This window comes from Agromyces atrinae (genome assembly GCF_013407835.1).
In the GTDB taxonomy this organism is placed as follows: Bacteria; Actinomycetota; Actinomycetes; order Actinomycetales; family Microbacteriaceae; genus Agromyces; species Agromyces atrinae.
On sequence record NZ_JACCBI010000001.1, the window covers coordinates 1,116,412 to 1,139,955 of the forward strand.

The 23,544-nt window shown below is 69.5% G+C and carries 26 protein-coding genes; 8 read left to right on the plus strand and 18 right to left on the minus strand.

What is annotated here, in order from left to right; genetic code table 11:
- Positions 1-16: 16 nt before the first annotated feature.
- The 7 genes from BJ972_RS17145 to rpsB all read right to left on the minus strand — a co-directional run bounded on the left by BJ972_RS17145 (position 17) and on the right by rpsB (position 5,522).
- Complete coding sequence (locus tag BJ972_RS17145; protein WP_241830721.1) at positions 17-721, minus strand: aggregation-promoting factor C-terminal-like domain-containing protein; 705 nt, start codon at positions 719-721, stop codon at positions 17-19.
- Positions 722-767: 46 nt separating this feature from the next.
- Positions 768-1,316, minus strand: a complete 549-nt coding sequence (locus tag BJ972_RS05415) for a DivIVA domain-containing protein (protein ID WP_129172793.1) — start codon at positions 1,314-1,316, stop codon at positions 768-770.
- Between the two features lie 20 nt (positions 1,317-1,336).
- The gene (locus BJ972_RS05420) at positions 1,337-2,311 is read right to left on the minus strand and encodes a phosphatidate cytidylyltransferase (RefSeq protein ID WP_129172794.1); all 975 of its coding nucleotides are present in this window, start codon (positions 2,309-2,311) and stop codon (positions 1,337-1,339) included.
- Positions 2,311-2,865: a ribosome recycling factor gene (frr, locus tag BJ972_RS05425; protein ID WP_129172795.1), complete on the minus strand. Its 555-nt coding sequence runs from the start codon at positions 2,863-2,865 to the stop codon at positions 2,311-2,313. Before frr ends, BJ972_RS05420 begins: the two co-directional genes overlap by 1 nt.
- A gap of 31 nt (positions 2,866-2,896) precedes the next feature.
- Positions 2,897-3,628: a UMP kinase gene (gene pyrH, locus BJ972_RS05430; RefSeq protein WP_129172796.1), complete on the minus strand. Its 732-nt coding sequence runs from the start codon at positions 3,626-3,628 to the stop codon at positions 2,897-2,899.
- A gap of 92 nt (positions 3,629-3,720) precedes the next feature.
- A complete protein-coding gene (tsf, locus tag BJ972_RS05435) occupies positions 3,721-4,551 on the minus strand; it encodes a translation elongation factor Ts (RefSeq protein WP_129172797.1) in 831 nt (276 codons plus the stop codon).
- Between the two features lie 20 nt (positions 4,552-4,571).
- Positions 4,572-5,522 (minus strand): 30S ribosomal protein S2, encoded by a 951-nt coding sequence (gene rpsB, locus BJ972_RS05440; protein ID WP_129172798.1) that lies wholly within the window; start codon positions 5,520-5,522, stop codon positions 4,572-4,574.
- 258 nt (positions 5,523-5,780) lie between these two features.
- Between rpsB and BJ972_RS05445 the strand changes: the two genes are divergently transcribed.
- The gene (locus tag BJ972_RS05445) at positions 5,781-6,308 is read left to right on the plus strand and encodes a M23 family metallopeptidase (protein WP_129172799.1); all 528 of its coding nucleotides are present in this window, start codon (positions 5,781-5,783) and stop codon (positions 6,306-6,308) included.
- A gap of 15 nt (positions 6,309-6,323) precedes the next feature.
- Here BJ972_RS05445 and BJ972_RS05450 read toward each other — a convergent pair whose 3' ends face one another.
- The 9 genes from BJ972_RS05450 to BJ972_RS05490 all read right to left on the minus strand — a co-directional run bounded on the left by BJ972_RS05450 (position 6,324) and on the right by BJ972_RS05490 (position 13,354).
- A complete protein-coding gene (locus BJ972_RS05450) occupies positions 6,324-7,241 on the minus strand; it encodes a tyrosine recombinase XerC (RefSeq protein ID WP_129172800.1) in 918 nt (305 codons plus the stop codon).
- Entirely contained in the window at positions 7,238-8,470 is a 1,233-nt protein-coding gene (gene dprA, locus BJ972_RS05455; protein ID WP_129172801.1) for a DNA-processing protein DprA, read from the minus strand. The genes BJ972_RS05450 and dprA overlap by 4 nt, the downstream gene beginning before the upstream one ends.
- Positions 8,467-10,023 carry a YifB family Mg chelatase-like AAA ATPase gene (locus tag BJ972_RS05460; RefSeq protein WP_129172802.1) on the minus strand — a complete coding sequence of 519 codons (1,557 nt, stop codon included), beginning with the start codon at positions 10,021-10,023 and terminating at the stop codon, positions 8,467-8,469. Before BJ972_RS05460 ends, dprA begins: the two co-directional genes overlap by 4 nt.
- Positions 10,023-10,379, minus strand: coding sequence for a YraN family protein (locus tag BJ972_RS05465; protein ID WP_129172803.1), 357 nt, complete (start codon positions 10,377-10,379; stop codon positions 10,023-10,025). Before BJ972_RS05465 ends, BJ972_RS05460 begins: the two co-directional genes overlap by 1 nt.
- Positions 10,380-10,499: 120 nt before the next feature.
- The gene (locus BJ972_RS05470) at positions 10,500-10,823 is read right to left on the minus strand and encodes a DUF2469 family protein (RefSeq protein ID WP_129172804.1); all 324 of its coding nucleotides are present in this window, start codon (positions 10,821-10,823) and stop codon (positions 10,500-10,502) included.
- 13 nt (positions 10,824-10,836) lie between these two features.
- Positions 10,837-11,481, minus strand: coding sequence for a ribonuclease HII (gene rnhB, locus BJ972_RS05475; RefSeq protein ID WP_129172805.1), 645 nt, complete (start codon positions 11,479-11,481; stop codon positions 10,837-10,839).
- Between the two features lies 1 nt (position 11,482).
- Positions 11,483-12,256 carry a signal peptidase I gene (gene lepB / locus BJ972_RS05480; protein ID WP_129172806.1) on the minus strand — a complete coding sequence of 258 codons (774 nt, stop codon included), beginning with the start codon at positions 12,254-12,256 and terminating at the stop codon, positions 11,483-11,485.
- 61 nt (positions 12,257-12,317) lie between these two features.
- Positions 12,318-12,665 (minus strand): 50S ribosomal protein L19, encoded by a 348-nt coding sequence (rplS, locus tag BJ972_RS05485; protein ID WP_129172807.1) that lies wholly within the window; start codon positions 12,663-12,665, stop codon positions 12,318-12,320.
- Between the two features lie 176 nt (positions 12,666-12,841).
- The gene (locus BJ972_RS05490) at positions 12,842-13,354 is read right to left on the minus strand and encodes a hypothetical protein (RefSeq protein WP_129172808.1); all 513 of its coding nucleotides are present in this window, start codon (positions 13,352-13,354) and stop codon (positions 12,842-12,844) included.
- Positions 13,355-13,412: 58 nt separating this feature from the next.
- Between BJ972_RS05490 and map the strand changes: the two genes are divergently transcribed.
- The 6 genes from map to BJ972_RS05520 all read left to right on the plus strand — a co-directional run bounded on the left by map (position 13,413) and on the right by BJ972_RS05520 (position 20,400).
- Complete coding sequence (gene map, locus BJ972_RS05495) at positions 13,413-14,180, plus strand: type I methionyl aminopeptidase (RefSeq protein ID WP_129172809.1); 768 nt, start codon at positions 13,413-13,415, stop codon at positions 14,178-14,180.
- Positions 14,181-14,362: 182 nt separating this feature from the next.
- Positions 14,363-16,945: a nitrite reductase large subunit NirB gene (nirB, locus tag BJ972_RS05500; protein ID WP_129172810.1), complete on the plus strand. Its 2,583-nt coding sequence runs from the start codon at positions 14,363-14,365 to the stop codon at positions 16,943-16,945.
- Positions 16,942-17,319 (plus strand): nitrite reductase small subunit NirD, encoded by a 378-nt coding sequence (gene nirD / locus BJ972_RS05505; protein ID WP_129172811.1) that lies wholly within the window; start codon positions 16,942-16,944, stop codon positions 17,317-17,319. Before nirB ends, nirD begins: the two co-directional genes overlap by 4 nt.
- Positions 17,316-18,548, plus strand: a complete 1,233-nt coding sequence (gene cobA, locus BJ972_RS05510; protein WP_129172812.1) for a uroporphyrinogen-III C-methyltransferase — start codon at positions 17,316-17,318, stop codon at positions 18,546-18,548. Before nirD ends, cobA begins: the two co-directional genes overlap by 4 nt.
- Entirely contained in the window at positions 18,545-19,684 is a 1,140-nt protein-coding gene (locus BJ972_RS05515) for a uroporphyrinogen-III synthase (RefSeq protein ID WP_129172813.1), read from the plus strand. The genes cobA and BJ972_RS05515 overlap by 4 nt, the downstream gene beginning before the upstream one ends.
- On the plus strand, positions 19,681-20,400 hold the full coding sequence (locus BJ972_RS05520; RefSeq protein WP_129172814.1) for a sirohydrochlorin chelatase: 720 nt from the start codon (positions 19,681-19,683) through the stop codon (positions 20,398-20,400). Before BJ972_RS05515 ends, BJ972_RS05520 begins: the two co-directional genes overlap by 4 nt.
- Here BJ972_RS05520 and BJ972_RS05525 read toward each other — a convergent pair.
- Together BJ972_RS05525 and trmD are read right to left on the minus strand one after the other, a co-directional pair.
- Complete coding sequence (locus tag BJ972_RS05525; RefSeq protein ID WP_129172815.1) at positions 20,340-21,101, minus strand: sirohydrochlorin chelatase; 762 nt, start codon at positions 21,099-21,101, stop codon at positions 20,340-20,342. The two genes, BJ972_RS05520 and BJ972_RS05525, sit on opposite strands and share 61 nt — an antisense overlap.
- Before the next feature lie 141 nt (positions 21,102-21,242).
- The gene (trmD, locus tag BJ972_RS05530) at positions 21,243-21,923 is read right to left on the minus strand and encodes a tRNA (guanosine(37)-N1)-methyltransferase TrmD (RefSeq protein ID WP_129172816.1); all 681 of its coding nucleotides are present in this window, start codon (positions 21,921-21,923) and stop codon (positions 21,243-21,245) included.
- 206 nt (positions 21,924-22,129) lie between these two features.
- Between trmD and BJ972_RS05535 the strand changes: the two genes are divergently transcribed.
- Positions 22,130-23,542, plus strand: a complete 1,413-nt coding sequence (locus BJ972_RS05535) for an MFS transporter (protein ID WP_129172817.1) — start codon at positions 22,130-22,132, stop codon at positions 23,540-23,542.
- Positions 23,543-23,544 lie beyond the last annotated feature (2 nt).

Consider the following 23,544-nt stretch of genomic DNA (forward strand, 5'->3'; position numbering starts at 1 on the left):
GCGGGTGACGAGCCGCTCAGTACCAGCCGCGGTCGACCGACGACGCCCACGCGCCGCAGGGCGTTCCGTAGCGGTCCTGAATGTAGCCGAGGCCCCACTCGATCTGGGTCGCCGCGTTGGTCTCCCAGTCGGCACCGGCGCTCGCCATCTTCGAGCCGGGAAGCGACTGCGGGATGCCGTACGCCCCGCTCGATGAGTTGTGCGCGTTGACGCGCCAGCCCGACTCCTTGTTCCAGAGCGAGACGAGGCAGTCGAACTCGCCCGACGGCCAGCCTCGGGCGGCGACGGCACCGGCGGCGTAGGCCTGCGCCGATCCCGGGTCGGGCGTGACCGCGGGAGGCGCCCACGCGGCGCTCGGCTCGGGGATGACGGGAAGCGGCTCGGGCTTCTTCTCGGCGAGGTACGTCTCGCGCGTCGCGGCGAAGGAGTAGTCGCCCTCGACCGTGATCGACTGGCTCGGAACACCGTCGTAGCGCACGCCCGATTCGTCGAACTCCGGCGCGAGCTGCTCGCCGACGGATGACGCGGTCGCACCCGAGTACGGATCGACGACGTTCACGAGCAAGAAGCTCACCGACGCGAAGAACGCGACGACGACGGATGCCGCCTGCTTGACCTTCTTCGGCCGGGGCACCGGCGGGACGGGGCGCGACACGGGCTGAATCGGGCGCACCGAGACGGGTGCCGTGTGCGGCTCGATGTCTCCGGAGTGTCTTCCCACGATGCTTCGATCCTATCGGGGCTGCGCCACGGAACGCACGTACGACTCAGCGGACGGCAAGCATGACGTCGACAACGGCGTCGAGCACGACATCGACCTGCGACTCCTGGTAGCCGCCGCGCTGGGGGCGGAAGACGACGGTCCGGACGTCGTCGGTCTCGATGGGCCAGCCGTCGCGGAAGTAGCGCAGCAGCTTCTCGGTGAAGCGATCGACGTCGCGCACGCTGTAGCCCTGCGTCAGCTTGTTGACGCGCGAGAACCGCTCGCCCTCAGGACGGCCCAGACGATTCGTGATGACCTGGGCGGTCTCGCGCGCTTCGGCGAGCCATGCGTCGTTGCCTCGAGCGGCGAAGGCCTCTTCGCGCTCGCGTGCCGCGAAGGCGTCTTCGAGACGCTCGAGCGCGGCGTCGACGTGCGCTGTCGAATAGCCGCCCTTCTGCATCGAGAAGGCCGTGTGTCGGATGATGTCGGCGGTCACCGGCTCGGAGCCCTCGGCGCGGTCGTAGGCCGCTCGTGCCTTGACGAGGAACTCCTCGACCTGCTTCACGTTGTAACCGGGCCGCTTCGAGCGCGCGTGAGGGAAGGTTGTCGTCACGGGACTATTCTGCCAATCGCTTACGTGAATACGAGGAACGCCGCGTAGGCCACGGCCGCGGACGGGAGGATCGAGTCGAGTCGGTCGAGGAATCCGCCGTGACCGGGCAGCCACGAGCTCATGTCCTTGATGCCGAGGTCGCGCTTGATGAGCGACTCGGCGAGATCGCCGAGCGTCGCCGTCAGGAAGATCGCGATGCCGAGCACGAGTCCGTGCCACCACTCCTGCTCGAGGAGGAAGATCGCGAGGAGGACACCCGCGATCATGCACGCGAGGCCGCCGCCGGCGAAGCCCTCCCACGTTTTCTTCGGGGAGATGATCGGCGCCATCTTGTGCTTGCCGAACGAGAGGCCTGCGGCGTAGGCGCCCGTGTCGGCGACGATCGCGAGGATGAGGAAGGCGAGCGTCCACCACTGGCCGCCGTCTTCGGCGGTGAGCACGACGGAGAACCCGCCGAGACACACGATGTAGAGGATGACGAAGACGCCGGCGCCGAGGTCGCGGGCGAGTCCGCGCGAGTCGGAGCGTCCCGGGAGCGCCTGGCTCGCGAGACGCCAGATCGCCACGAGGACGACGCCGCCGAGCACACCGGCGAGAAGACCCGTCGGGCCGAAGTAGTAGCCGAGCGGAAGCGTGCCGACGGCCGCGACGAGCACCGGGATGCGCGGCACGTCGTAGGCGGCCTTACGGAGCGCCTGTGTGAGCTCCCACGTAGAAAAGACGATGAGCACGGCGGCGAACGCCATGAACAGCTCTTTGACGACGATGAGGCTGAAGAGCATGCTGAAGCCCAGCACGAGACCGATCAGGGTCGCGAGGATCAGATTGCGACCCGTACGCTCCTGGATCTTCTCCTGCGCCTGATCGAACTGCGCACGCGTCGACTCGAACTGCCGCTCGATGTCGGCGCGCGCCGCTTGGACGTGGGCACGCAGGTCGTCGCGAGCCGAATGACCAGGCTCGTGCTCTGATTCACCGTCTGGAAGGCGGGACATCAGACCTCGAGGAGCTCGGCTTCCTTGCGCTTGAGTGCCTCGTCGATCGCGTCGACGTGGCTCTTGGTCACGCTCTCGAGTTCCTTCTCGCCACGAGCGACCTCGTCGTCGCCGACCTCGCCCTTGAGCGAGTCGAGGTCGTCCTTCGCCTTGCGACGGATGTTGCGCACCGAGACGCGGGCGTCCTCGGCCTTGCCGCGCACGAGCTTGACGTACTCCTTGCGGCGCTCCTCCGTGAGCTCGGGCAGCGTCACGCGGATGATGTTGCCGTCGTTGTTCGGGTTGGCGCCGAGGTTCGGGGTGTCGCGCAGTGCCTGCTCGATGTCGCGGAGCGCGCTCTTGTCGTAGGGCGTGATGACGAGCGTGCGTGCTTCCTGGTTCTGGAGCGACGCGAGCTGTCCGAGCGGAGTCGGAGTGCCGTAGTAGTCGACGAGGATCTTCTGGAAAAGCTGGGGGTTGGCGCGACCGGTGCGCACCGTGGCGAAGTCGTCCTTCGCCACCTCGACGGCCTTGTTCATGCGGGACGAGGCATCGGACAGAACTTCCGCGATCACGGGCGACTCCTTATGTTTGCTGGTGGCAAGTCTACTGGGCGGTCTCGGCGTTCGACACGAGCGTGCCGAGCTCCTCGCCGAGGATGGCTGCGGTCACGTTGCCGTCGGGCTCCATGCCGAACACGCGCATGGGCATGCCGTTGTCCATGCAGAGGCTGAACGCGGTCGAGTCGACGACCTTGAGCCCGCGCTGGAGGGCCTCGATGTAGCTGATCGAGTGGATCTTGTGCGCGTCGGGATTCGTGCGCGGGTCGTCGGAGTAGACGCCGTCAACGCCGTTCTTCGCGACGAGCACCATGTCCGCGCCGATCTCGAGCGCGCGCTGCGCGGCGACGGTATCGGTCGAGAAGTACGGGAGACCCGCTCCAGCGCCGAAGATGACGATGCGGTCCTTCTCGAGGTGCCGCTCCGCACGACGCGGGATGTAGGGCTCGGCGACCTGCGTCATCGAGATCGCGGACTGCACGCGCGTGGCGGCTCCGGCCTGCTCGAGGAAGTCCTGCAGTGCGAGAGCGTTCATGACGGTTCCGAGCATGCCCATGTAGTCGGCACGACCGCGGTCCATGCCGCGCTGGCTGAGCTCGGCGCCGCGGAAGAAGTTGCCGCCACCGACGACGATCGCGACCTCGACGGTCTTCGACGCCTGGGCGATCTCACGCGCGAGCGCACTCACGACATCGGGATTGACGCCGAGCGAACCTCCGCCGAACGCCTCCCCCGAGAGCTTCAATAGAACCCTGCGCCTACGCGTCGACTCCGTCATCCTCATGCACCTTCCGTCATGTACAAGCTAGTGGCCCCGCGCATGGAAAAGGAGTCCGGATCGCGCGGGGCGATCCGGACTCCTCATGGCTACTAAGCGCCGACCTTGAACCGGGCGAAGTCGCTGACCGTGAGGCCAGCATCTGCCAGGACCTTGTTGACCGAGAGCTTGTTGTCCTTGGCGTAGTCCTGCTCGAGCAGGGCGACCTGCTTGAAGTAGGCGCCGAGACGACCCTCGATGATCTTCGGGAGCGCAGCCTCGGGCTTGCCCTCCTCGCGGGAGATCTGCTCGACGATCTGACGCTCCTTCTCGACCGCGTCGGCCGGGACGTCTTCGCGTGCGAGGTACTCGGGGTTCGCGAACGAGATGTGCTGAGCGACGCTGCGCGCCGTCTCGGCGTCATCGCCGGCGTAGCCGAGCACGACGCCGACCTGCGGGGGCAGGTCCTTCGACGTCTTGTGCAGGTAGATCGAGAAGTTCTCGCCCTTGACGAGACGGACGCGACGGAGCTCGACCTTCTCGCCGAGGATCGCGGCTTCTTCGTCGATGACGACGGCGACCGTCTTGTCGCCCGCGGGGGCGGCGAGAGCGGCCTCGACCGAGTCGGCGCGCGAGGCGGCGACAGCGGCGAGCACGACCTCGGAGAGGGCGACGAACTTGTCACCCTTCGCGACGAAGTCGGTCTCGCAGGCGAGCTCGATGAGCGTCGCGGTTCCGTCGCCGTTGTCGACGGCGCCGACGAGGCCCTCGGAGGTCGAACGGTCAGCGCGCTTGGCGTTGCCCTTCGCGCCCTTGAGGCGGAGGATCTCGACAGCCTTCTCGATGTCGCCATCGGCTTCGACGAGAGCGTTCTTCGTGTCGATCATTCCGGTGCCGAGGCGCTCACGGAGCGTCTTGACATCGGCCAGAGTGAAGTTGGCCATGGGTGCTTTTCTCCTCGTGGTTACTTGGCGTCGGCGTCGGTGGCGACCTCGGCCGCCTCGGCACCGGCGACGTCGTCAGCAGACTCGGTCGCAGCGATCTCGGTAGCAGCCTCGTCAACGACCTCGGCGGCCTCGGCCTTGGCTTCGGTCTCGCTGTCAGCAGCGGTCTCGGTCTCGGCGTTCGACTGCGCGGGGGTGGTCTCGCTCGACGCCTGGAGGAGCTCCTGCTCCCACTCGGCGAGGGGCTCGACGGCGGAGACGTTGCCCTCGGCCTCGGGCTTCTGGTGGCGCTCGATGAGGCCCTCAGCAGCAGCGTCGGCGATGATGCGCGTGAGCAGGCTCACGGAACGGATCGCGTCGTCGTTACCCGGGATCGGGTACTGGACCTCGTCGGGGTCGCAGTTCGTGTCGAGGATGCCGATGACGGGGATGCCGAGCTTCTTGGCCTCGTCGATTGCGAGGTGTTCCTTCTTGGTGTCGACGATCCAGAGAGCGGACGGCGTCTTCGACAGGTTGCGGATGCCGCCGAGCGACTTGTGCAGCTTGTCGAGCTCGCGCTTCTTGATGAGGAGTTCCTTCTTGGTGAACCCGCTCGTGGTGCCCTCGAAGTCGAGCTCCTCGAGCTCCTTCATGCGCGCGAGGCGCTTGGAGACCGTGGAGAAGTTGGTGAGGAGGCCACCGAGCCAACGCTGGTTGACGTAGGGCTGGCCCACGCGCGTCGCCTGCTCGGCGATGGACTCCTGAGCCTGCTTCTTCGTTCCGACGAAGAGGATGGTGCCGCCGTGGGCGACCGTCTCGCGGACGAAGTCGTACGCCTTGTCGATGAAGGCGAGCGACTGCTGCAGGTCGATGATGTAGATGCCCGAGCGCTCGGTGAAGATGAAGCGCTTCATCTTGGGGTTCCAGCGACGGGTCTGGTGCCCGAAGTGGACGCCGCTGTCGAGCAGCTGGCGAATGGTGACGACGGCCATGAGCCGTTCTCCTTTGTTCTCAGTTGTCGTGACGGCCGGCGGCCGACACCCTGGCGCCCTGGCACAGCTCCGCCCGCATCGAGATGTGGGACTGAAAGGAGCGGTGACCCGAATGGGCGCGCGTAGTCACCTCGCGAACGAGGTGCTCTCGCCACTATACCAGCGTTCCTCCCCTGCACAGTGCCGATCCGGGGCGGTGACGCCACGCGTTCGGAGGCGGACGATGCGAGCGGATGACACGTGCGACAGCATCACAGGATGACCCGTCGCTCCCCCGCCGTGATCGCCCTCGCCGCCGTCATCCTGCTGCCGCCGGGCGCCTCGGCGTCGGCGTCGCCCGTCGGCACCGCGCCGCATCGGGCCATGGCGTCGACGGAGGCCGCGTGGGACTGGCCGACGCCGCGCCCGCACCGTATCGTCGAACCGTTCCGGGCACCGGCGACACGCTACTCGGCGGGTCACCGCGGCATCGACATCGCGGCCGTCGAGGGCACGGCCGTCGTCGCCCCCGCCGACGGCGTCGTGCACTTCGCGGGCACGGTCGTCGATCGCCCCGTGCTCTCGATCCGGCACGCGGACGGAGTGATCAGTTCGATGGAGCCCGTGACGGCGTCAGTCGCCGAGGGCGACACCGTGAGCCGGGGCGACGAGGTGGGGACGGTCGGCACCGGCGGACACTGCGCGGGGTGCATCCATCTCGGGGTTCGCGTCGACGGCGACTACGTCTCGCCCCTGCTCTTCCTCGGCGGCATACCCCGAGCGGTGCTCCTTCCGCTCGGGAGATGAGCGGTGCGCGGCCCGTCAGGCGCGCGGGTGAGCCAGCCGGTAGCTGTCGCGGAGACGCTCGGTCGAGACGTGGGTGTAGATCTGCGTCGTGCCGAGGCTCGCATGGCCGAGCATCTCTTGCACGGCGCGGAGATCGGCGCCGCCATCGAGCAGGTGCGTCGCCGCCGTGTGCCGGAAGGCGTGTGGCCCGGAGGGACCGGAGCCGGGGATGTCCGCGAGGATGCCGGCGACGATGCGATAGACGGCCCGAGGGTCGAGCGCTCCGCCGCGCGCGCCGAGGAAGAGAGTTCCTGCACGGCCGGCGCCGGTCGCCCGGGCGAGGAGGGCGCGCCGAGCGTTCTGCATGTAGCCGACGAGGGCGTCACGAGCCGGAACACCGAACGGCACGACCCGCTCCTTCGACCCCTTACCGAGCACACGGACGACGAGCCGATCGAGGTCGACGTCGTCGACGGCGAGACCGGTGAGCTCGGAGACGCGGATGCCGGTGCCGTAGAGCAGTTCGAGAATGGCGCGGTCGCGCACGGCGACGGGGTCGCCGTCGGCCGCTCGCTCGGCCGCAGCGTCGAGGATGCCGCGGATGCCGTCGTCGGTGATGACCCGCGGGAGCGGCCGCTGTGGCTTCGGAGCGCGGAGCCGCACCGCCGGATCGACCGGGAGTCGTCCGTTGCGCACGAGCCACGCGGTGAAGCCGCGCACGCTCGCCGCACGGCGGGCGATCGTCGAGCGCGCGAGCCCCTGCTGCGTCGACGACCACAGCCAGTCGCGCAGGAGCGGAAGGGTGAGGTCATCGGTGTCGACCGCGCCGTGACCAGCGGCGAAGACTCTTAGATCGGCGAGGTCGGAGTCGTACGCCTTGAGCGTGTGCGCCGAGTACCCGCGCTCGACCGCCACGTGCTCGCCGTAGGAGGCGATGGCGGTCTCGAGCCTCATGACCTTAGGGTATCCGCGAGCGTCGGTCGCCGCACCCAGCCGTCGCCCTCGGGCGCGACCTCTCCCCCGAGCTCGAGGTGCCCGAGCACCGAACGGACGGTCTCCGGGGCGAGCCCCGACCGCCGTGCGATGTCGGTGACGGTTCGCGCCGAACGCACGGCGAGGGCATCGAGCACCCGCACCTCATCGTTCGATCGCGCATGGGACCCTCGATCCTCCGCGACGCTCGAGGCCCCGGCGAGTTCGGCCATCTCATCGGCCGAGGTCACACAGACCGCGTCGTACTCGCGGAACAGGCGGTGACACCCCGCCGAGGCCGGCGACGTGACGGGCCCGGGCACCGCTCCGAGCGGTCGCGACAGACTCGCCACGTGCCCCGCGGTGTTGAGCGAGCCGGACCGCACACCCGCCTCGACGACGACGGTCGCACTGCTGGCTGCCGCGATCATGCGATTGCGTTGCAGGAAGCGCCATTTCGTCGGTGCAGTGCCGCACGGAACCTCGGCGAGCACGGCACCCACCTCGGAGATCCGTGTCAGCAGCGCCTCGTGACCGGCCGGATAGAACCGGTCGATACCGCCCGCGAGGACGGCGATGGTCACTCCCTCGCGGGCGAGAGCGGCCCGATGAGCAGCGCCGTCGATGCCGTACGCGGCCCCCGAGACCACGGCGAATCCGCGTTCGACGAGCCCGGCAGCGGCCTCGACGGCGACGTGCTCGCCGTACGGCGTTGCGGCACGGGCCCCGACGAGGGCGATCGAACGCGCGAGCGCACCGAGCGCGTCGTGACGCCCGCGTGCCCACAGCGCAACGGGCCGGTGCAGGCCGAGAGCATCGAGGCCGCTCGGCCACAGATCGTCCTCCGGCACGAGAGGCACGGCGCCCATACGACGCGCTTGAGCGAGCGAACGCGCGACGGCGTCGTCGTCGATGCGCGGGGTCCAGCGTCGGAGACCCGCCGTGAACTCTCGGATGAGTCGTCCGCCGTCATCCGCCCCGCGTTCGACGAGCCGATCCGCAAGAGCGCGAGCGCCCTCGCCGCGCAGCACGGCATCGAGGAAGGCGGGAGCGCCGAGCACGGCGATCGCGGCTCCCGCGACGGCGTCGCCAGGTTCGATGAGCGTCTGGATGACGAGCCGCGCCGCGACGTCCTCGTCGTCGCCACGCAGACCCGCGTCGGCGCGAAGCCGCGCGACCGTGACCCGATGACGCCCCGAGATCGTGCTCATGCTGCGATCCCCTTCCGCAGGAAGAGCGCTCGCCCGATGTGCTCGTGACCCGGTGAGGCGGAGCCGTCGACGTCGGCGAGTGTCCACGAGAGCTTCAGCACCCGGTCGTAGCCGCGCATCGTGATGGCTCCGTTCTCGAGTGCCCGGTCGAGCGCTCGCGTGGCCGTCCCGCCCGGATGCAACCGCCCCTCGCCACGCAGCCAGGGACCGGGGACCTCGCTGTTGACCCGCCATGGCGTGCCGCTGAGTCGTTCGGCGGCGACGGCGCGTGCGGCGACCACTCGCGCTCGGGCCGCACTCGTGGTGAGGCGCGGGGAGCCATCGGCGAGCCGGAGCTGCGTCATGGTCAGGCGCGGCACCCGCATCTGCACGTCGACGCGATCGAGGAGCGGCCCCGAGATACGTGCGAGGTAGCGCCGTCGGGCGACAGGCGGACAAGTGCACTCACCGTCACGCGCGCCGTACTGACCGCACGGGCAGGGGTTCGCTGCGAGGACGAGCTGGAAGCGCGCGGGGAAGCGGGCGATCGCGTTGGCGCGGTGGATCGTGATGACGCCCGACTCGAGCGGTTGCCGCAGGACGTCGAGGACGGCGGCGGGGAACTCGGGGGCCTCGTCGAGGAAGAGCACTCCGCGCGACGCACGAGCCGCGGCGCCCGGCTTGATCAGACGGCTGCCACCGCCCACAATCGACGCGGCGGTCGCCGTGTGATGCGGCGCCTCGAACGGCGGGCGCCGGGCGAGCCGATCGCCGATCGGATGATCCGAGAGCGAGCGCAGCGACGTCACCTCGAGCGCACCCTCGGAGTCAAGGTCGGGCAGAATGCCGGGCAGGCGACTCGCGAGCATCGTCTTGCCCGCACCGGGAGGCCCGAGCAGGAAGGCATGGTGTCCGCCCGCGGCGACCGCGAGGAGCGCCTCGACGGCCTCCGCGTTGCCCGCGATGTCGGCGAGTTCCGGCACGGCGCCGTCGAGGTCCTCGCCGAACTCTTCGGCCGGCGCGAGCTCGTCGTCACCGACCTCGGCCACCGCCTCGGCGATCGTGGCCCCATGATGAACGGCCGCCTGACCGAGCGTCGAGACGCCGATCACTCGCACGCCGGGCACGAGTTCGGCCTCGGCCCGATTGAGGCTCGGCACCATGACCGTCGTGAATCCCGCGCGCACCGCCGCGACCACGGCCGGAAGCACTCCGCGCACGCGTCGCACCCGGCCATCGAGTCCGAGCTCGCCGAGGTGCACTACCCCGGCGATCGACTCCGCACTGACCTCGCCCGCGGCCGCGAGGCACGCGAGCGCCACGGCGAGGTCGAATCCCGAGCCGTGCTTCGGCAGCGACGCCGGCGAGAGGTTGACCGTGAGCTTCCGGGCCGGCAGCGGGCAGCCGGCGTTCTTGGCGGCCGAGCGAACGCGATCCCGCGACTCGGCGAGTGCGGCGTCGGGCAGCCCGATGATCGACAGACCCGGCAGCTGACTCGACAGGTCGGCCTCGACGTCGATGACCGATCCCTCGAGGCCGAGCAGGGCGACGCTCTTCGTCCTCGCGACGGCCATCAGGCGATCCGCTCGAGGTGCTCGATGCGCACGTCGCCGACGCGCGGGGCGATGACCGCGACTGCGTCGATGCGGATCGACAACGGGCGAGGTCGTCTACTCGCGCACCACAGCGACGCGAGCTGGCGGAGCCGGGTGAGCTTCTCACCCGTGATCGCCTCGAACGGGTGGCCGAAGGCCTCTCCCCCGCGCGTCTTCACCTCGACGAAGACCGTGTCATCGCCGTCACGCGCCACGATGTCGAGCTCGCCGTGCGCGCAGCGCCAGTTCCGCTCGACGATCTCGTAGCCGAGCTCGATCAGATGGTCGGCCGCGAGCTGTTCGCCGCGCCGACCCAGGTCGTCCTTCTTCGCCATCCGGCACCTCCGCGACCCAGCGTCGCGAAAAGGGCGCCCCGGCGGGCGTGGGCGAAGGAGACCGGTGCGGTGAGGAGGTCAGCGCTTACCTGGGGAGGACGGGTCGAACGACCCGGACCGCTACTCGTCGAGCGCGAGCTCTTTCGGAAGCTCGAACTCACGCGCAGCGAGCTCTTCGATGTTGACGTCCTTGAAGGTCAGCACGCGCACCGACTTCACGAAGCGGTCGGCGCGATAGACGTCCCAGACCCAGACATCCTTCATCGTCAGCTCGAAATAGAAATCGTGCTCCGTGTCGCGACGTACGAGGTCGACCTCATTGGCCAGGTAGAACCGGCGCTCGGTCTCGACCACGTACTGGAACTGCGACACGATGTCGCGGTACTCGCGGTACAGGGCAAGCTCGACCTCGCGGTCGTAGTCTTCGAACTCGTCTTCGTCCATCGTGTCCCCAATCCTACGCCGGTGCCCGGAGCCATGTGCGCCGGTGAAGGTCGCTCGGTCCGTGCTCGGCTATGGCCGCGAGATGCGTCGCGCTTCCGTACCCCTTGTTGCCCGCCCACTCGTAGTGCGGGTACTGCTCGTGCCAGCCTCGCATGACCGTGTCGCGGTGCACCTTCGCGATGACCGACGCGGCGGCGACGGCGGCGCAGTCGCGGTCGGCCTTCGGCCGCACACGCACCGGCAGCGGCCAGAGCAGGGCCGGGGTCAACCAGTCGTGCGAGCCATCGAGCAGGACCGTCGCGCCCGAGACATCCGCCCCCGCCGACAGCAGGTCGGAGATCGCACGTCGACCGGCGACGCCGAGGCTCGCGACGATGCCGATCTCATCGATCTCGGCGGCGGTCGCCTCGCCCACGGCGAAACGGGCGACCCACGACGAGGCGAGGGGCGCCATCGCCTCGCGGCGCGGCTCGCTCAGGAGCTTCGAGTCGCGCAGCCCCTCGGGCATGACGCCGGTACGGGCATCGACGACCGCCACGCCCACCGTGACCGGGCCGGCGAGAGCGCCGCGACCGACCTCGTCGATCGCGATGATGCACGACGAACCCGCGGCGAGCATCGCCGTCTCGACCTGGAAGGTCGGCAGGACGACCGGCACGTCAGCCCTGACCCTCGCCCACGCCCCGGAAGACGTCGGGATAGTTGTCGAGCCAGGACCAGCGCGAGACCGGCCAGCTGATCACGAACGCGCGACCCACGACGTTGTCGATCGGGACGAAGCCCTCGAGCGGGGTCTCACGGTTGTAGCGCGAGTCTTTCGAGTTGTAGCGGTTGTCGCCCATGACCCAGAGGGAGCCCTCGGGGATGACGACGTCGAAGTCATCGCGCGAGACGCGCGTGTCACCCGGAGGGAGCGCGACGTACGGCTCGTCGAGGGGCACACCGTTGACGCTCATCTGACCGACGGCGTTGCAGCACTCGACGTGGTCGCCGGGCAGGCCGATGAGGCGCTTGATGAGGTGGTCGTTGCTGTCGGGCGCGGCGAGGCCGACGAGCGCGAGGAACCACTCGGCCGCGGCCTGGATCGGCGGCAGCTGCGGGTCGGCGGTCGGCAGGAGCCACCCGCCCGGATCGCGGAAGACGATGACGTCGCCGCGTTCGAGCGGCACGACGTCGGGCACGAGCTGGTTCACGATGATGCGGTCGTCTTCGACGAGCGTCATCTCCATCGACTGCGACGGGATGAAGAACGAGCGGATCAGGAACGTCTTGATGAGGAACGAGACGAGCACCGCGACGACGAAGATCACGAGCAGATCGCGGAAGAACAGCAGGATGCCGCGCTTGCGCTTCTCGCCCGCCGTCAGGACGGTCTCCTCCACGTGCGCCTCCGGGTTGTCGTCGCGCACGCCGTGCGTCACATCATCAGTCATAGAAAAGAACAGAGCTCCTCGCCCAGTCTAGGGCGAGGAGCTCTGAGGATACGCGAGACGATCAGGCGTCGCGCTTCTCCTTGATCTTTGCCTTCTTGCCGCGGAGTTCGCGGAGGTAGTAGAGCTTCGCGCGACGGACGTCACCGCGGGTGACGACCTCGATGTGGTCGATGACCGGGGAGTGCACCGGGAAGGTACGCTCGACGCCGACCTGGAAGCTGACCTTGCGGACCGTGAAGGTCTCGCGCACGCCCTCGTTCGAGCGGCCGATCACGACGCCCTGGAACACCTGGATTCGCGAACGCGAACCTTCGATGATGTTGACGTGCACCTTGACGGTGTCGCCGGGGCGGAAGTCGGGGACGTCGTCGCGCAGGCTGGCCGCGTCAACGGAATCAAGAATGTGCATGATGTATCGCTCTCTGCGCCCGCAACCGGTCGAACGCGGATTTACTGGAAAAGGAAGTGGTCGGTGCCGCCTCGCGCGACGATCCGCGCAGCGCGCTCCCCGGAGGCAGAGACCTGCGGCGGCACAATCGATCATTCTGCCATGAAGCACCCCGGAGTCCAAACCCCGGGACATCGCTACTCGTCGCGACGTACCTCGCGCACGATGATGACCTCGTCATCGGAGACGACGGGACCGGGCCGCTCCGGCATCGGGCCCGCTCCCGCAGGCGCCTGGTCGGCGGCCGCCTGGCGCTCGAACTCGGCCATGGTCTGCTGCATGCGGCGAGCGCCGTCGGCGAAGAGCTGCCAGAGCGTCGTCCAGAACGCCACGACCGCGAGCAGTACGGCGAGCACGGTGAAGAGCGTGGCCGTCGAGCCGAAGAAGCCGATTCCGATGATCGTCAGGTGCCACGCGCCGATGACGGCGACGTCGATCCACGACACGGCGCGCTGGGCGCGTGCCGTGGGCCGCGCGGCGACGAGCAGCGCGATGGCCCCGAGGGAGAGGAACGCGATGGGCGCGGCGATGAAGAGACCGAGGATGCCCCAACCGCCGTTCGAGAACACACCCCAACCCACGAAGAGCCAGATGGGCAGCACGACGGTCGCGATGAACTGCCACGTATAGAAGCCACGCCGGATGATCACTGCTCCAGAGTACGCGCGGCTGCTGGGAGAATGAAGGGACGTCATCGAGAGGAACGCTGTGATCGAACTGAGGACCCCCGCCGAGATCGAGGCCATGAAGCCCGCCGGCCGATTCGTCGCGAGTGTGCTCGAGGCGACGCGCGCAGCGGCGGATGTCGGTGTGAACCTCCTCGACATCGACGCCCTCGCGCACGAGATGATCCGCTCGGCGGGCGCCGAGTCGTGCTACATCGACTACCACCCGTCGTTCGGCGCGAGCCCCTTCGGCAAGGTCATCTGCACGTCGATCAACGACGCCGTGCTGCACGGCCTCCCCCACGACTACCGACTCAAGGACGGCGACCTCGTGAGCCTCGACTTCGCGGCGTCGGTCGACGGCTGGGTTTCGGACTCCGCCGTGTCGTTCGTCGTGGGCACCCCGCGCGACGCCGACCTGAAGATCATCGAGACGACCGAGCTCGCGCTCGACGCCGGCATCCGTGCCGCTCGCGTCGGCAACAAGATCGGCGACATCTCCGCCGCGATCGCCGAGGTCGCACAGGGCCGCCGCTACCGCATCAACACCGACTTCGGCGGACACGGCGTGGGCCGCACGATGCACGGCGACCCCCACGTGCCGAACAACGGTCGCGCGCACCGCGGACTCCCCCTCAAGGCCGGCCTCGTGATCGCCATCGAACCGTGGTTCCTCGAGACGACCGACCGCATCGTGACGGATGCCGACGGCTGGACGCTGCGGTCGAAGGACGGTTCGCGCGGCGCCCACTCCGAGCACACGGTCGCCATCACCGACGGCGATCCGATCGTGCTGACCAGTCGCGGCTGACTTCTCACAACGCCGACCCCACCGATGTGCGGGGAACTTTTCGCCGGGGCAACACGCGTGAGCGATCCGGGGTAACACGCGCTGCCTAGTCTCGGCGCATGAGCTTCGAACTGGGCGATCGCGTAGCATCCGCGAAACATGGTGATGACCGACCGGTAACAGAACCGGCCTACCGTGAGCGAATGTCAGCCACCTCCGCCACGCGTCATGTCGTCGTCATCGGCGCCGGCATGGTGGCGCACCGCTTCGTCGAGAGCCTGCGCTCACGCGACGAGGCCGGCGAGTGGCACATCACCGTCATCGGCGACGAGCCGCACTTGCCGTACGACCGCGTGGGGCTCAGCTCCTACTTCGACGGCAAGGCGCCCGCCGATCTGGCGCTCGACGCGAAGCACTTCGAGAACGACGCGAACGTCGAGTTCATCCGCGGCGACAAGGTCGTCAAGTTCAACAAGGAGAAGCGGCGCGCGACGACCGAGTCGGGCCGCGTGTTCGAGGGCGACGAGATCGTGCTCGCCACGGGCTCCTACGCCGCTCGACTCTCGCTCGACGGCTACGACCTCAAGGGCACGTTCGTCTACCGCACGGTCGACGACGTCGCCGACATCGAGGCGTGGGTGAAGGCCCGCGCCGCCGAGCTCGACCGGCCCGTGCGCGGTGCCGTCATCGGCGGCGGGCTCCTCGGCCTCGAGGCCGCCGGAGCGCTCCAGGGTCTCGGCGTCGAAGCCACGGTCCTCCAGTCATCCGATCGCCTCATGTCGGCGCAGCTCGACGCCGGCGGCGGCGAGGCGCTCGGCCGCCTCATCGAAGATCGCGGCCTCGCGGTGCGCACGAAGGCCGTGACGACGCGTATCGACCCCGACACGCAAGGGCGCGTGCGCGGACTCGAGATCCGCGACGGCGCCTACCTCGACTCCGACATCGTGATCTTCACCGTCGGCGTGCGCCCGCGCGACGAGCTCGCTCGCCACGCCGTGCTCGATCTCGGCCCGCGCGGCGGTGTCGCGGTCGACGAGCGCTGCCACGCGAACGCTCCGGGCGTGTGGGCGATCGGCGAGGTCGCCTCGGTCGATGGGCTCTGCGTCGGACTCGTCGCGCCCGGCTATGCGATGGCGGAAGTCGTCGCGACCCAGCTGCTCGGCGGCGACGCGACGTTCCCCGGCTACGACCTCTCGACGAAGCTCAAGCTCTCGGGCGTCGACGTCGCGAGCTTCGGCGACGCGTTCGGCGAGACGCCGGGCGCTCTCGACGTCGTCTACGCCGACCCCGTGGCCGGCGTCTACAAGAAGCTCGTGCTCTCCGACGACGCGAAGACGCTCCTCGGCGGCATCCTCGTCGGCGACGCGTCCTCGTACGCGTCGCTCCGCCCGCTCGTCGGCGGCGCGCTCGGCGGCGACCCCGTCGCCTACCTCGTCTCGGTCGACGGGCTCGAGGCGCCCACGGGCGAGCTTCCCGACGCCGCCCTCGTCTGCTCGTGCAACAGCGTCACGGCGGGCACGATCCGCGAATCGGTCACCGAGCACGGCTGCACGGATGTCGCGGGCGTGAAGGCCTGCACGAAGGCCGGCGCCGCGTGCGGGTCGTGCGTGCCCCTCGTCAAGAAGCTCCTCGGCGCTCAGCTCGCCCTCGCGGGCATCAGCCTCGGCAGCGGACTGTGCGAGCACTTCGAGCTCAGCCGCGCCCAGCTCTTCGACGCGATCCGCGTCGCCGAGGTGTTCACCTTCACCGAGATCATCGAGCGCTTCGGCCACGGCCGCGGCTGCGACATCTGCAAGCCCGTCATCGCCTCGATCCTCTCCTCGCTCGGCGCCGGGCACGTGCTCGGCGGCGACCGCGCGACGCTGCAGGACACCAACGACTTCGTCATGGCCAACATCCAGCGCGACGGCACCTACTCGGTCGTGCCGCGCATCGCCGGCGGCGAGATCACGCCCGAGGGCCTCATCGTCATCGGCCAGGTCGCGAAAGACTACGGCCTCTACACGAAGATCACCGGCGGACAGCGCATCGACATGTTCGGCGCTCGCCTCGAGCAGCTGCCCGAGATCTGGAAGCGGCTCGTCGACGCCGGCTTCGAGTCGGGCCAGGCCTACGGCAAGAGCCTCCGCACGGTCAAGTCGTGCGTCGGCTCGACCTGGTGCCGCTACGGCGTGCAGGACTCGGTCGGCATGGCCGTCGAGCTCGAGCTGCGCTACCGCGGCCTCCGCGCGCCCCACAAGTTCAAGCTCGGCGTCTCGGGCTGCGCACGCGAGTGCGCCGAGGCCCGCGGCAAGGACATCGGCGTCATCGCGACCGAGAAGGGCTGGAACATGTACGTCGGCGGTAACGGCGGATTCACGCCGCGCCACGCTCAGCTCTTCGCGGAGGACCTCGACTCGGCGACGCTCCTCACGTACATCGACCGCTTCGTCATGTACTACATCCGCACGGCCGACCGCCTGCAGCGCACCGCGCCCTGGTTCGAAGACCTCGAGGGCGGCATGGACGCGTTGCGCGGCGTCATCATCGACGACACGCTCGGCATCGCGGCCGACCTCGACCGGGCGATGGCCGCGCACATCGGCAACTACGAGGACGAGTGGCGCGCGACCCTCGACGACCCCGAGAAGCTCAAGCGCTTCGCCTCGTTCATCAACGCCCCGACGACGCCCGACCCCTCGCTCGCCTACACGAGCGAGCGCGGCCAGGCCCGGCCCGCCACGGAGGACGAGCGCGCCGAGGGCCGAGTGCTCATCGCAGGTTCGACGCTGGAGGTACGCGCATGACCCTCATCGACACCACCGAAGCCCCGCCGACGGTCAGCCGTTGGGCGCCGATCTGCCGGGTCGACGACCTCGAGATCGAGCGCGGTTCGGCCGCCCTCCTCGACGGCGATCAGATCGCGCTCTTCCGGCTGCACGACGGCGCCATCCACGCGGTGCAGAACCTCGACCCCTACAGCGGCGCGTACGTGCTCTCGCGCGGGATCGTCGGGAGCCGCGGCGACGCCCCCACCGTCGCCTCGCCCATGTACAAGCAGGTCTTCGACCTGCGCACCGGAATCTGCCTCGACACCGTCGGCAAGGACCCGCAGACGCTCCGCGTCTGGAAGGTCGCCGTCGACGACGGCACGGTGCTCGTTCGAAGGGACCCCTCATGACGACACTCCTCGGTCTCGACGTCGGAGGTCGACTCGTCGTCTTCGCCGGCGGCGGCTCGGTCACCGAACGTCGCGTTGCGCGCTTCGCGGCGGAGGGCGCCGTCATCCGCATCGTCGCGCCGGAGTTGACTCCGACGCTCTCCTCCCTCGCCGAGTCGGGCGAGATCGAATGGCGCGATCGCGCCGTTCGGCAGTCCGACCTCGAGGGAGCCTGGTTCGTCCACTCGGCGACGGGTGACGCGCGGACGGACCGTGCCGTGGCCGACTGGGCGGCCGCGGCACGGATCTTCTGCGTCAACGCCTCGCGAGGCGATCACGGAAGTGCACGGATGACGGCGGAATCCCGCGCGGGAGACCTCGTCGTCGGCGTCGCCTCCAACCACGGCGCCGACCCGCGCCGCGCCCGCACGGCGAGCGCCATGCTCGCCGAGACGCTCGCGGAAGGCCGCATGCCGGCTCGTCGCCAGCGCCGCGGAGCGCCCGGTCGCGTCGTCCTCGTCGGCGGCGGCCCCGGTGCCGCCGACCTCCTGACCATTCGCGGTCGCCGCGCCCTCGCCGAGGCCGACGTCGTCGTCGCCGACCGCCTCGGCCCGCGCTCCGTGCTCGGCGAACTCGACCCCGAGGTCGAGATCATCGACGTCGGAAAGACCCCCGGACACCATGTCGTGCCGCAGGACGAGATCAACCGGATCATCGTCGAGCACGCTCTCGCCGGCAAGGTCGTCGTACGTCTCAAGGGCGGAGACCCCTTCGTCTTCGGCCGCGGCGGCGAGGAGGTCGCGGCGTGCATCGCCGCCGGCGTTCCCGTCGACGTCGTACCCGGCATCTCGAGCGCCATCTCCGTGCCCGCTGCCGCGGGGATCCCCGTCACCCACCGGGGAACGTCGACGGCGATGCACCTCGTCAACGGCCACGACGCCCCGAACGCGGCGACCCTCGCCTCGCTCCGCGACGACAGCACGACGAGCGTGCTCCTCATGGGCGTCGAACGCCTGCCCGGATTCGTCGCCGCCGCACTCGCCGACGGCGCACCGGCCGATCGTCCCGCCGCGATCGTGGAGAACGGCTCGACCGACGCGCAGAGGACGACGCGCGCCACTCTCGGTACCCTGGTTCGAGCGGCCCGCGACAACGGTGTCCGCTCGCCCGCGGTGATCATCGTCGGCGATGTCGCCGCCGCAGGTCTCCTCACCTCCTCGGCCGTTCGAGAGGATGCCCGTACCGGATGACGACGAGCCTCCCGATCCCCGGCACACCGCTCGCCGGTTGCATCATGCTCGTGACCGCCGATCGACGGTCGGCCGAGCTCGCCACAGCGCTCGAACGTCGCGGTGCTCTCGTCCAGCACGCCCCCTCCCTCACCGTCATCCCCCACATCGGCGACGAGGATCTCGTCGAGCAGACGCGCGCGATCATCCGCACCCCGCCCGACATCGTCGTCGCGACGACGGGTGTCGGCTTCACCGGGTGGATGGAGACCGCCGACACGGCCGGACTCCACGACGAGTTGCGCGCCGCGATCGGCAAGGCCCGTTTCATCGCACGCGGCCCGAAGGCCCGTGGCGCGATCCAGCAGGCCGGCTTCACCGCCGACTGGGTCGCCGAGTCCGAGACGTCCGCCGAGCTCGGCGAGTACCTCCTCGCCGAGGGCATCGACGGATCGCGCATCGTCGTGCAGCACCACGGCTCCGGCGCCGACGGCCTCGACGAGGCCTTCGAGTCGGCGGGCGCGACCGTCGCGAGTCTCGTCGTCTACCGGTGGGGCCCGCCGCCCGATCCCGGACTCGTCGCGCGATCGGCCATCGCTGCCGCCGCAGGCGACTACGACACCGTCATCTTCACGTCGGCACCCGGCACCGTCGCGTGGCTCGACGCCGCCCGCGAGAGCGGCTCGCTCGAGGGCATCGTCGATCGCTCGCTCGACGGATCGCTGCTCCTCGCCGCCGTCGGCCCCATCACGGCCGCCCCGCTCATCGAGGTCGGCATCGATCCGCTCGTTCCCGATCGCGGGCGACTCGGTTCGCTCGTGCGCACGATCGTGAGCCACTACGCCCTGCACCGCGACGCCGCGGTCGCCACCGAGGCCGGCGTCATCGACGTGCGCCGCGGCGGCGCGCTGCTCGACGGCGAGCTGTTGCCCCTCTCGAAGACCGGCCTCGCCGTGCTCGACCGCATCGTCCAGGCCCGCGGCGGAGTCGTCTCGCGGGAGGCGCTGCTCTCGGCGCTCCCCCGCTCCACGAGCGACCTGCACGCCGTCGAGGTCGCCATCGCGCGCGTGCGCGAATCGGCGGGCAGCCCCGGGCTCATCAAGACCGTCATCAAACGCGGCTACCGCCTCGGAATCGTCGCGGAGGAGAACTCATGACCGCACTCATCGCGTGCTCCCACGGCACGAGCGACCCTGCAGGCCGCATCGCCATCCGCTCGATCGTCGAGGGAGTGCGCCGTCAGCGTCCGAGGCTCGATGTCCGCGAGGCCTTCGTCGACGTCGAGGAGCCCGAGGTCGGCGGCGTCGTCGCAGCCGCGTCATCCGTCGGCGATGCCGTGGTGGTGCCGCTCCTCCTCTCGACCGGTTTCCACGTGCGGAACGACATCGCGAACGCCGTCGCGCCCTTCGCTCCCGGCGCGCGCGCGGCGCGGCCGCTCGGCCCCGACCCCGTGCTCGCCCAGATCATCGTCGAGCGGCTCGTCCAGGCCGGCGCGACGCCCGACGACTCGGTCGTGTTCGCCGCGGCGGGCTCGAGCGACCCGTCGGCCGCAACCGACGTCGAGGCGACCGTCGCGCATCTCCGCCGCCTCTGGAGCGGCACGATCACCATCGGCTACGGCTCGATGGCGACGCCGAACGTCCCCACCGCCGTCGAGGCGGCACGCTCGGCGGCACCCGGGAAGCGCGTCGTCATCGCGTCGTACCTGCTCGCGCCGGGCTTCTTCCACGATCGGCTGCGGGAGGCCGGCGCCGACCTGGTGTCGGCGCCGCTCGCGCCCGACCCCCGTCTCGCCGACCTCGTGATCGAGCGCTACCGCTCGGCGCCCGCTCCGCGTTCGGTCCGCACACCCGCCGTCGCCGCTTCGGCGTAGCGGTCGAGGACGAGCTCGACGAGTCCGTCCTCGACGCGCGAGCCCGGCACGATGAGCGGCTCGGCGACGACATCGCCGCCCGCCGCGAGCACCGAGTCGTAGAAGTTGCCGGGTGCGAGCAGGTACGTGCCGATGACGACACGCGAACCCGGGTGCACCTCGCGCACCATCTCGATCGCATCGGGAAGACGCGGGATGGCGGCGGCGATGAAGCCGACCGTCACCGGACGACCGAGGCGCGCGGCCAGGCGACGCCCGGTCTCGAAGCACTCGCGCACGGCGCGCGGATCGTTGGAGCCGGCCGCAGCCAGGATGAGGGCGTCGCTCGACTGCAACCCGATCGCCTCGAGCCGCGCAGCGAGCACGTCGACGATGCGCGGATCGGGACCGAGGGCAGCGGCGAGCTCGACTCCCTCACCCTCGAGACGATCGAGACCGAGCGCGAGACCCGCTCGCACGTGGTACCCGGCCGAGAGCACGAGGGGCACGATGACGGCACCGCGCGTGCGGGTGGCCTGCGTGAGCGCCGACGCGACATCCGTGTGCTGCGCATCGATGAAGTCGATCGAGATGTCGGCGGCCGGGTTCCGGGCCGTGATCGCGTCGACGAGGCTGACGACGGCGGCCCGGTTCTCCGCCGACGGCGCTCCATGAGTGACCGCCAGCAACGCGAGCGGCGCGCTCGTCGATTCCGATTCCACGCGTTCCCCGATTCGATCGTGCTCGAGCAACGCCCGACCATTTCGACGGTATGCACGCCGTGTTTCCTCGGCGGCACCGGCGTGTTTCGGCGACGTGAATCCTCCCTCACCCGAGGGACGGACGCGATCGAAGAACGTCGGTCAGTCAGGGAGCAGATCGGGTCGCACGCGACGGGTGCGTTCCACCTGCTGGTCGTGCCGCCACGAGGCGATGAGCCCGTGATTGCCGCTCAGGAGCACGGGCGGCACGGTGAGGCCGCGCCACTCCGAGGGCTTCGTGTAACTCGGGTACTCGAGCAGCCCGTCTTCGTGCGACTCCTCGACGAGACTCGCCGGGTTGCCCACGACTCCCGGAACGAGGCGACCGACCGCTTCGACGATCGCCATCGCAGCAACCTCGCCGCCGTTCAGCACATAGTCGCCGATGCTCAGGAGCCGCACGCGCCCACGCTCGGCGTAGTGGTCGACGACGCGCTGATCGATGCCCTCGTACCGTCCGCACGCGAACACGAGGTGCGATTCGTTCGCGAGCTCGCGGGCGATGGTCTGGGTGAAGGGCTCCCCCGCGGGCGAGGTGACGATGAGCACGGTCTCGTCGCCCACGAGCGAATCGAGGGCTTCGCCCCACGGCTCGGGCTTCATGACCATACCGGCGCCGCCGCCGTAGGGCGTGTCGTCGACCGTGCGGTGACGGTCGTGCGTGAAGTCGCGCAGATCGTGGGCGCGGATGTCGAGGACACCCGATTCGCGCGCCTTGCCGATGAGCGAGAGGCCGAGCACATCGAAGAACGTCGGAAAGATCGTGACGATGTCGATGCGCATGAAAAGAGTCTAGGCGGCGGTCGCCGCGGCCTCCCGCCGGTGGCATCCGCTATGTAACGGGAATGTGTCCAACACCTAACCGGGCCCGTCCGCGGGAGTGAGTGAAAAGTGATGCGAGGGTAACGCCCGGGCGCGAGAAGCGGAAACACGCCGTCAGTACCGTCGGATCACACTCACCGATCCAACGCATCTCCGTGGAGGAACGCATGTCGACCACTGCCTCGCCGTCCGTCGTCACCGCACCGAGCGATACCGCGCTCACGAACCCGACGGTCCTCACGCACCGACCCGGGCGATGGATCGACGGGTGGAACCCGGAGGACCCGGTGTTCTGGGCCGCCCAGGGCAAGAAGATCGCGAACCGCAACCTCGGCTGGTCGATCTTCGCCGAATTCCTCGGCTTCATCGTGTGGCAGCTCTGGAGCATCGTCGTCGTCATGCTCCCCGCCGCGGGCTTCTCGTTCACGAGCGCCGAGAGCTTTTGGCTCATCTCCCTTCCGAGCCTCGTCGGCGCGACCCTCCGCTTCCCCTACACCTTCATGGTTCCGAAGTTCGGCGGTCGCAACTGGACGATGGTGTCGGCCGCACTCCTCCTCATCCCCTCGATCCTTCTCGGCATCGCGGTCGGCAACCCCGACACCCCGTTCGGCGTCATGCTCGTCATCGCGGCCCTCGCCGGTTTCGGCGGCGGCAACTTCGCGAGCTCGATGTCGAACATCACCTACTTCTTCCCGCAGAAGGAGAAGGGCTGGGCGCTCGGCCTCAACGCCGCCGGCGGAAACCTCGGCACGTCGGTCGCCCAGTTCATCGTGCCGATCGCCGTCACGATCAGCGCCGGCGCGACGCTCAACATCTCGCTCGCCGGGTGGATCTGGGTGCCGCTCATCGTCGTCGCCATCTGGGGCGCGTGGAAGTACATGGACAACCTGTCCTCGGCGAAGGCCGACTTCTCCGGCTCGGCCGCCGCGCTCCGCGAACCGCACCTGTGGCTGCTCGCTCTCCTCTACATCGGCACGTTCGGCTCGTTCATCGGCTTCGCGAGCGTCTTCCCGAAGCTCATCGCCGACCAGTTCCCCGACTTCTCGACCTTCCAGGTGGGCACGGCCGGCGTCTCGCTCGCCTTCATCGGCGCTCTCGTCGGCTCACTCGCTCGGCCCTACGGCGGCCGCCTCGCCGACCGGTTCGGCGGCGCGCGCATCACCGTCTTCGCGTTCAGCGTCATGGCGCTCGGCGCCCTCGCCGTCGTCTGGACGCTCCCGCTCAAGAACTTCTGGATCTTCATCGCGTGCTTCATCGTGCTCTTCCTCGCGGCCGGCCTCGGCAACGGATCGACCTACCGGATGATCCCGAGCGCCTTCGCCGCTCGTGCCCTCGCGCAGACCGGCGCCTCGACCGACGTCACCGTCCAGCGGAAGGCCGCAGCGGCTCTCGGCCTCATCTCGGCCATCGGCGCGTACGGTGGATTCCTCATCCCCCAGATCCTGAACCTGTCGCAGCAGACCTCGGGCGGATACGAGCCGGCGTTCTACGGCTTCGTCGCCGCCTACGTCGTGCTCCTCGCGCTCACGATCTCCGTGTACATCGTTCCGCGCCGATCGCTCGCCGGACAGAGGATCTGAAC

Bases quoted from the DNA above. Each gene is read 5' to 3' on its own strand.
- tsf (WP_129172797.1), bottom strand. From the start codon at position 4,551: ATGGCCAACTTCACTCTGGCCGATGTCAAGACGCTCCGTGAGCGCCTC.
- trmD (WP_129172816.1), bottom strand. From the start codon at position 21,923: ATGCGCATCGACATCGTCACGATCTTTCCGACGTTCTTCGATGTGCTC.
- BJ972_RS05460 (WP_129172802.1), bottom strand. From the start codon at position 10,023: ATGGCCGTCGCGAGGACGAAGAGCGTCGCCCTGCTCGGCCTCGAGGGA.
- cobA (WP_129172812.1), top strand. From the start codon at position 17,316: ATGACGACACTCCTCGGTCTCGACGTCGGAGGTCGACTCGTCGTCTTC.
- BJ972_RS05520 (WP_129172814.1), top strand. From the start codon at position 19,681: ATGACCGCACTCATCGCGTGCTCCCACGGCACGAGCGACCCTGCAGGC.
- BJ972_RS05465 (WP_129172803.1), bottom strand. From the start codon at position 10,379: ATGGCGAAGAAGGACGACCTGGGTCGGCGCGGCGAACAGCTCGCGGCC.
- rplS (WP_129172807.1), bottom strand. From the start codon at position 12,665: ATGCACATTCTTGATTCCGTTGACGCGGCCAGCCTGCGCGACGACGTC.
- dprA (WP_129172801.1), bottom strand. From the start codon at position 8,470: ATGAGCACGATCTCGGGGCGTCATCGGGTCACGGTCGCGCGGCTTCGC.
- BJ972_RS05535 (WP_129172817.1), top strand. From the start codon at position 22,130: ATGTCGACCACTGCCTCGCCGTCCGTCGTCACCGCACCGAGCGATACC.
- BJ972_RS05450 (WP_129172800.1), bottom strand. From the start codon at position 7,241: ATGAGGCTCGAGACCGCCATCGCCTCCTACGGCGAGCACGTGGCGGTC.
- pyrH (WP_129172796.1), bottom strand. From the start codon at position 3,628: ATGACGGAGTCGACGCGTAGGCGCAGGGTTCTATTGAAGCTCTCGGGG.
- rpsB (WP_129172798.1), bottom strand. From the start codon at position 5,522: ATGGCCGTCGTCACCATTCGCCAGCTGCTCGACAGCGGCGTCCACTTC.
- nirD (WP_129172811.1), top strand. From the start codon at position 16,942: ATGACCCTCATCGACACCACCGAAGCCCCGCCGACGGTCAGCCGTTGG.
- BJ972_RS05470 (WP_129172804.1), bottom strand. From the start codon at position 10,823: ATGGACGAAGACGAGTTCGAAGACTACGACCGCGAGGTCGAGCTTGCC.
- BJ972_RS05515 (WP_129172813.1), top strand. From the start codon at position 18,545: ATGACGACGAGCCTCCCGATCCCCGGCACACCGCTCGCCGGTTGCATC.
- BJ972_RS05420 (WP_129172794.1), bottom strand. From the start codon at position 2,311: ATGTCCCGCCTTCCAGACGGTGAATCAGAGCACGAGCCTGGTCATTCG.
- lepB (WP_129172806.1), bottom strand. From the start codon at position 12,256: ATGACTGATGATGTGACGCACGGCGTGCGCGACGACAACCCGGAGGCG.
- nirB (WP_129172810.1), top strand. From the start codon at position 14,363: ATGTCAGCCACCTCCGCCACGCGTCATGTCGTCGTCATCGGCGCCGGC.
- BJ972_RS05445 (WP_129172799.1), top strand. From the start codon at position 5,781: ATGACCCGTCGCTCCCCCGCCGTGATCGCCCTCGCCGCCGTCATCCTG.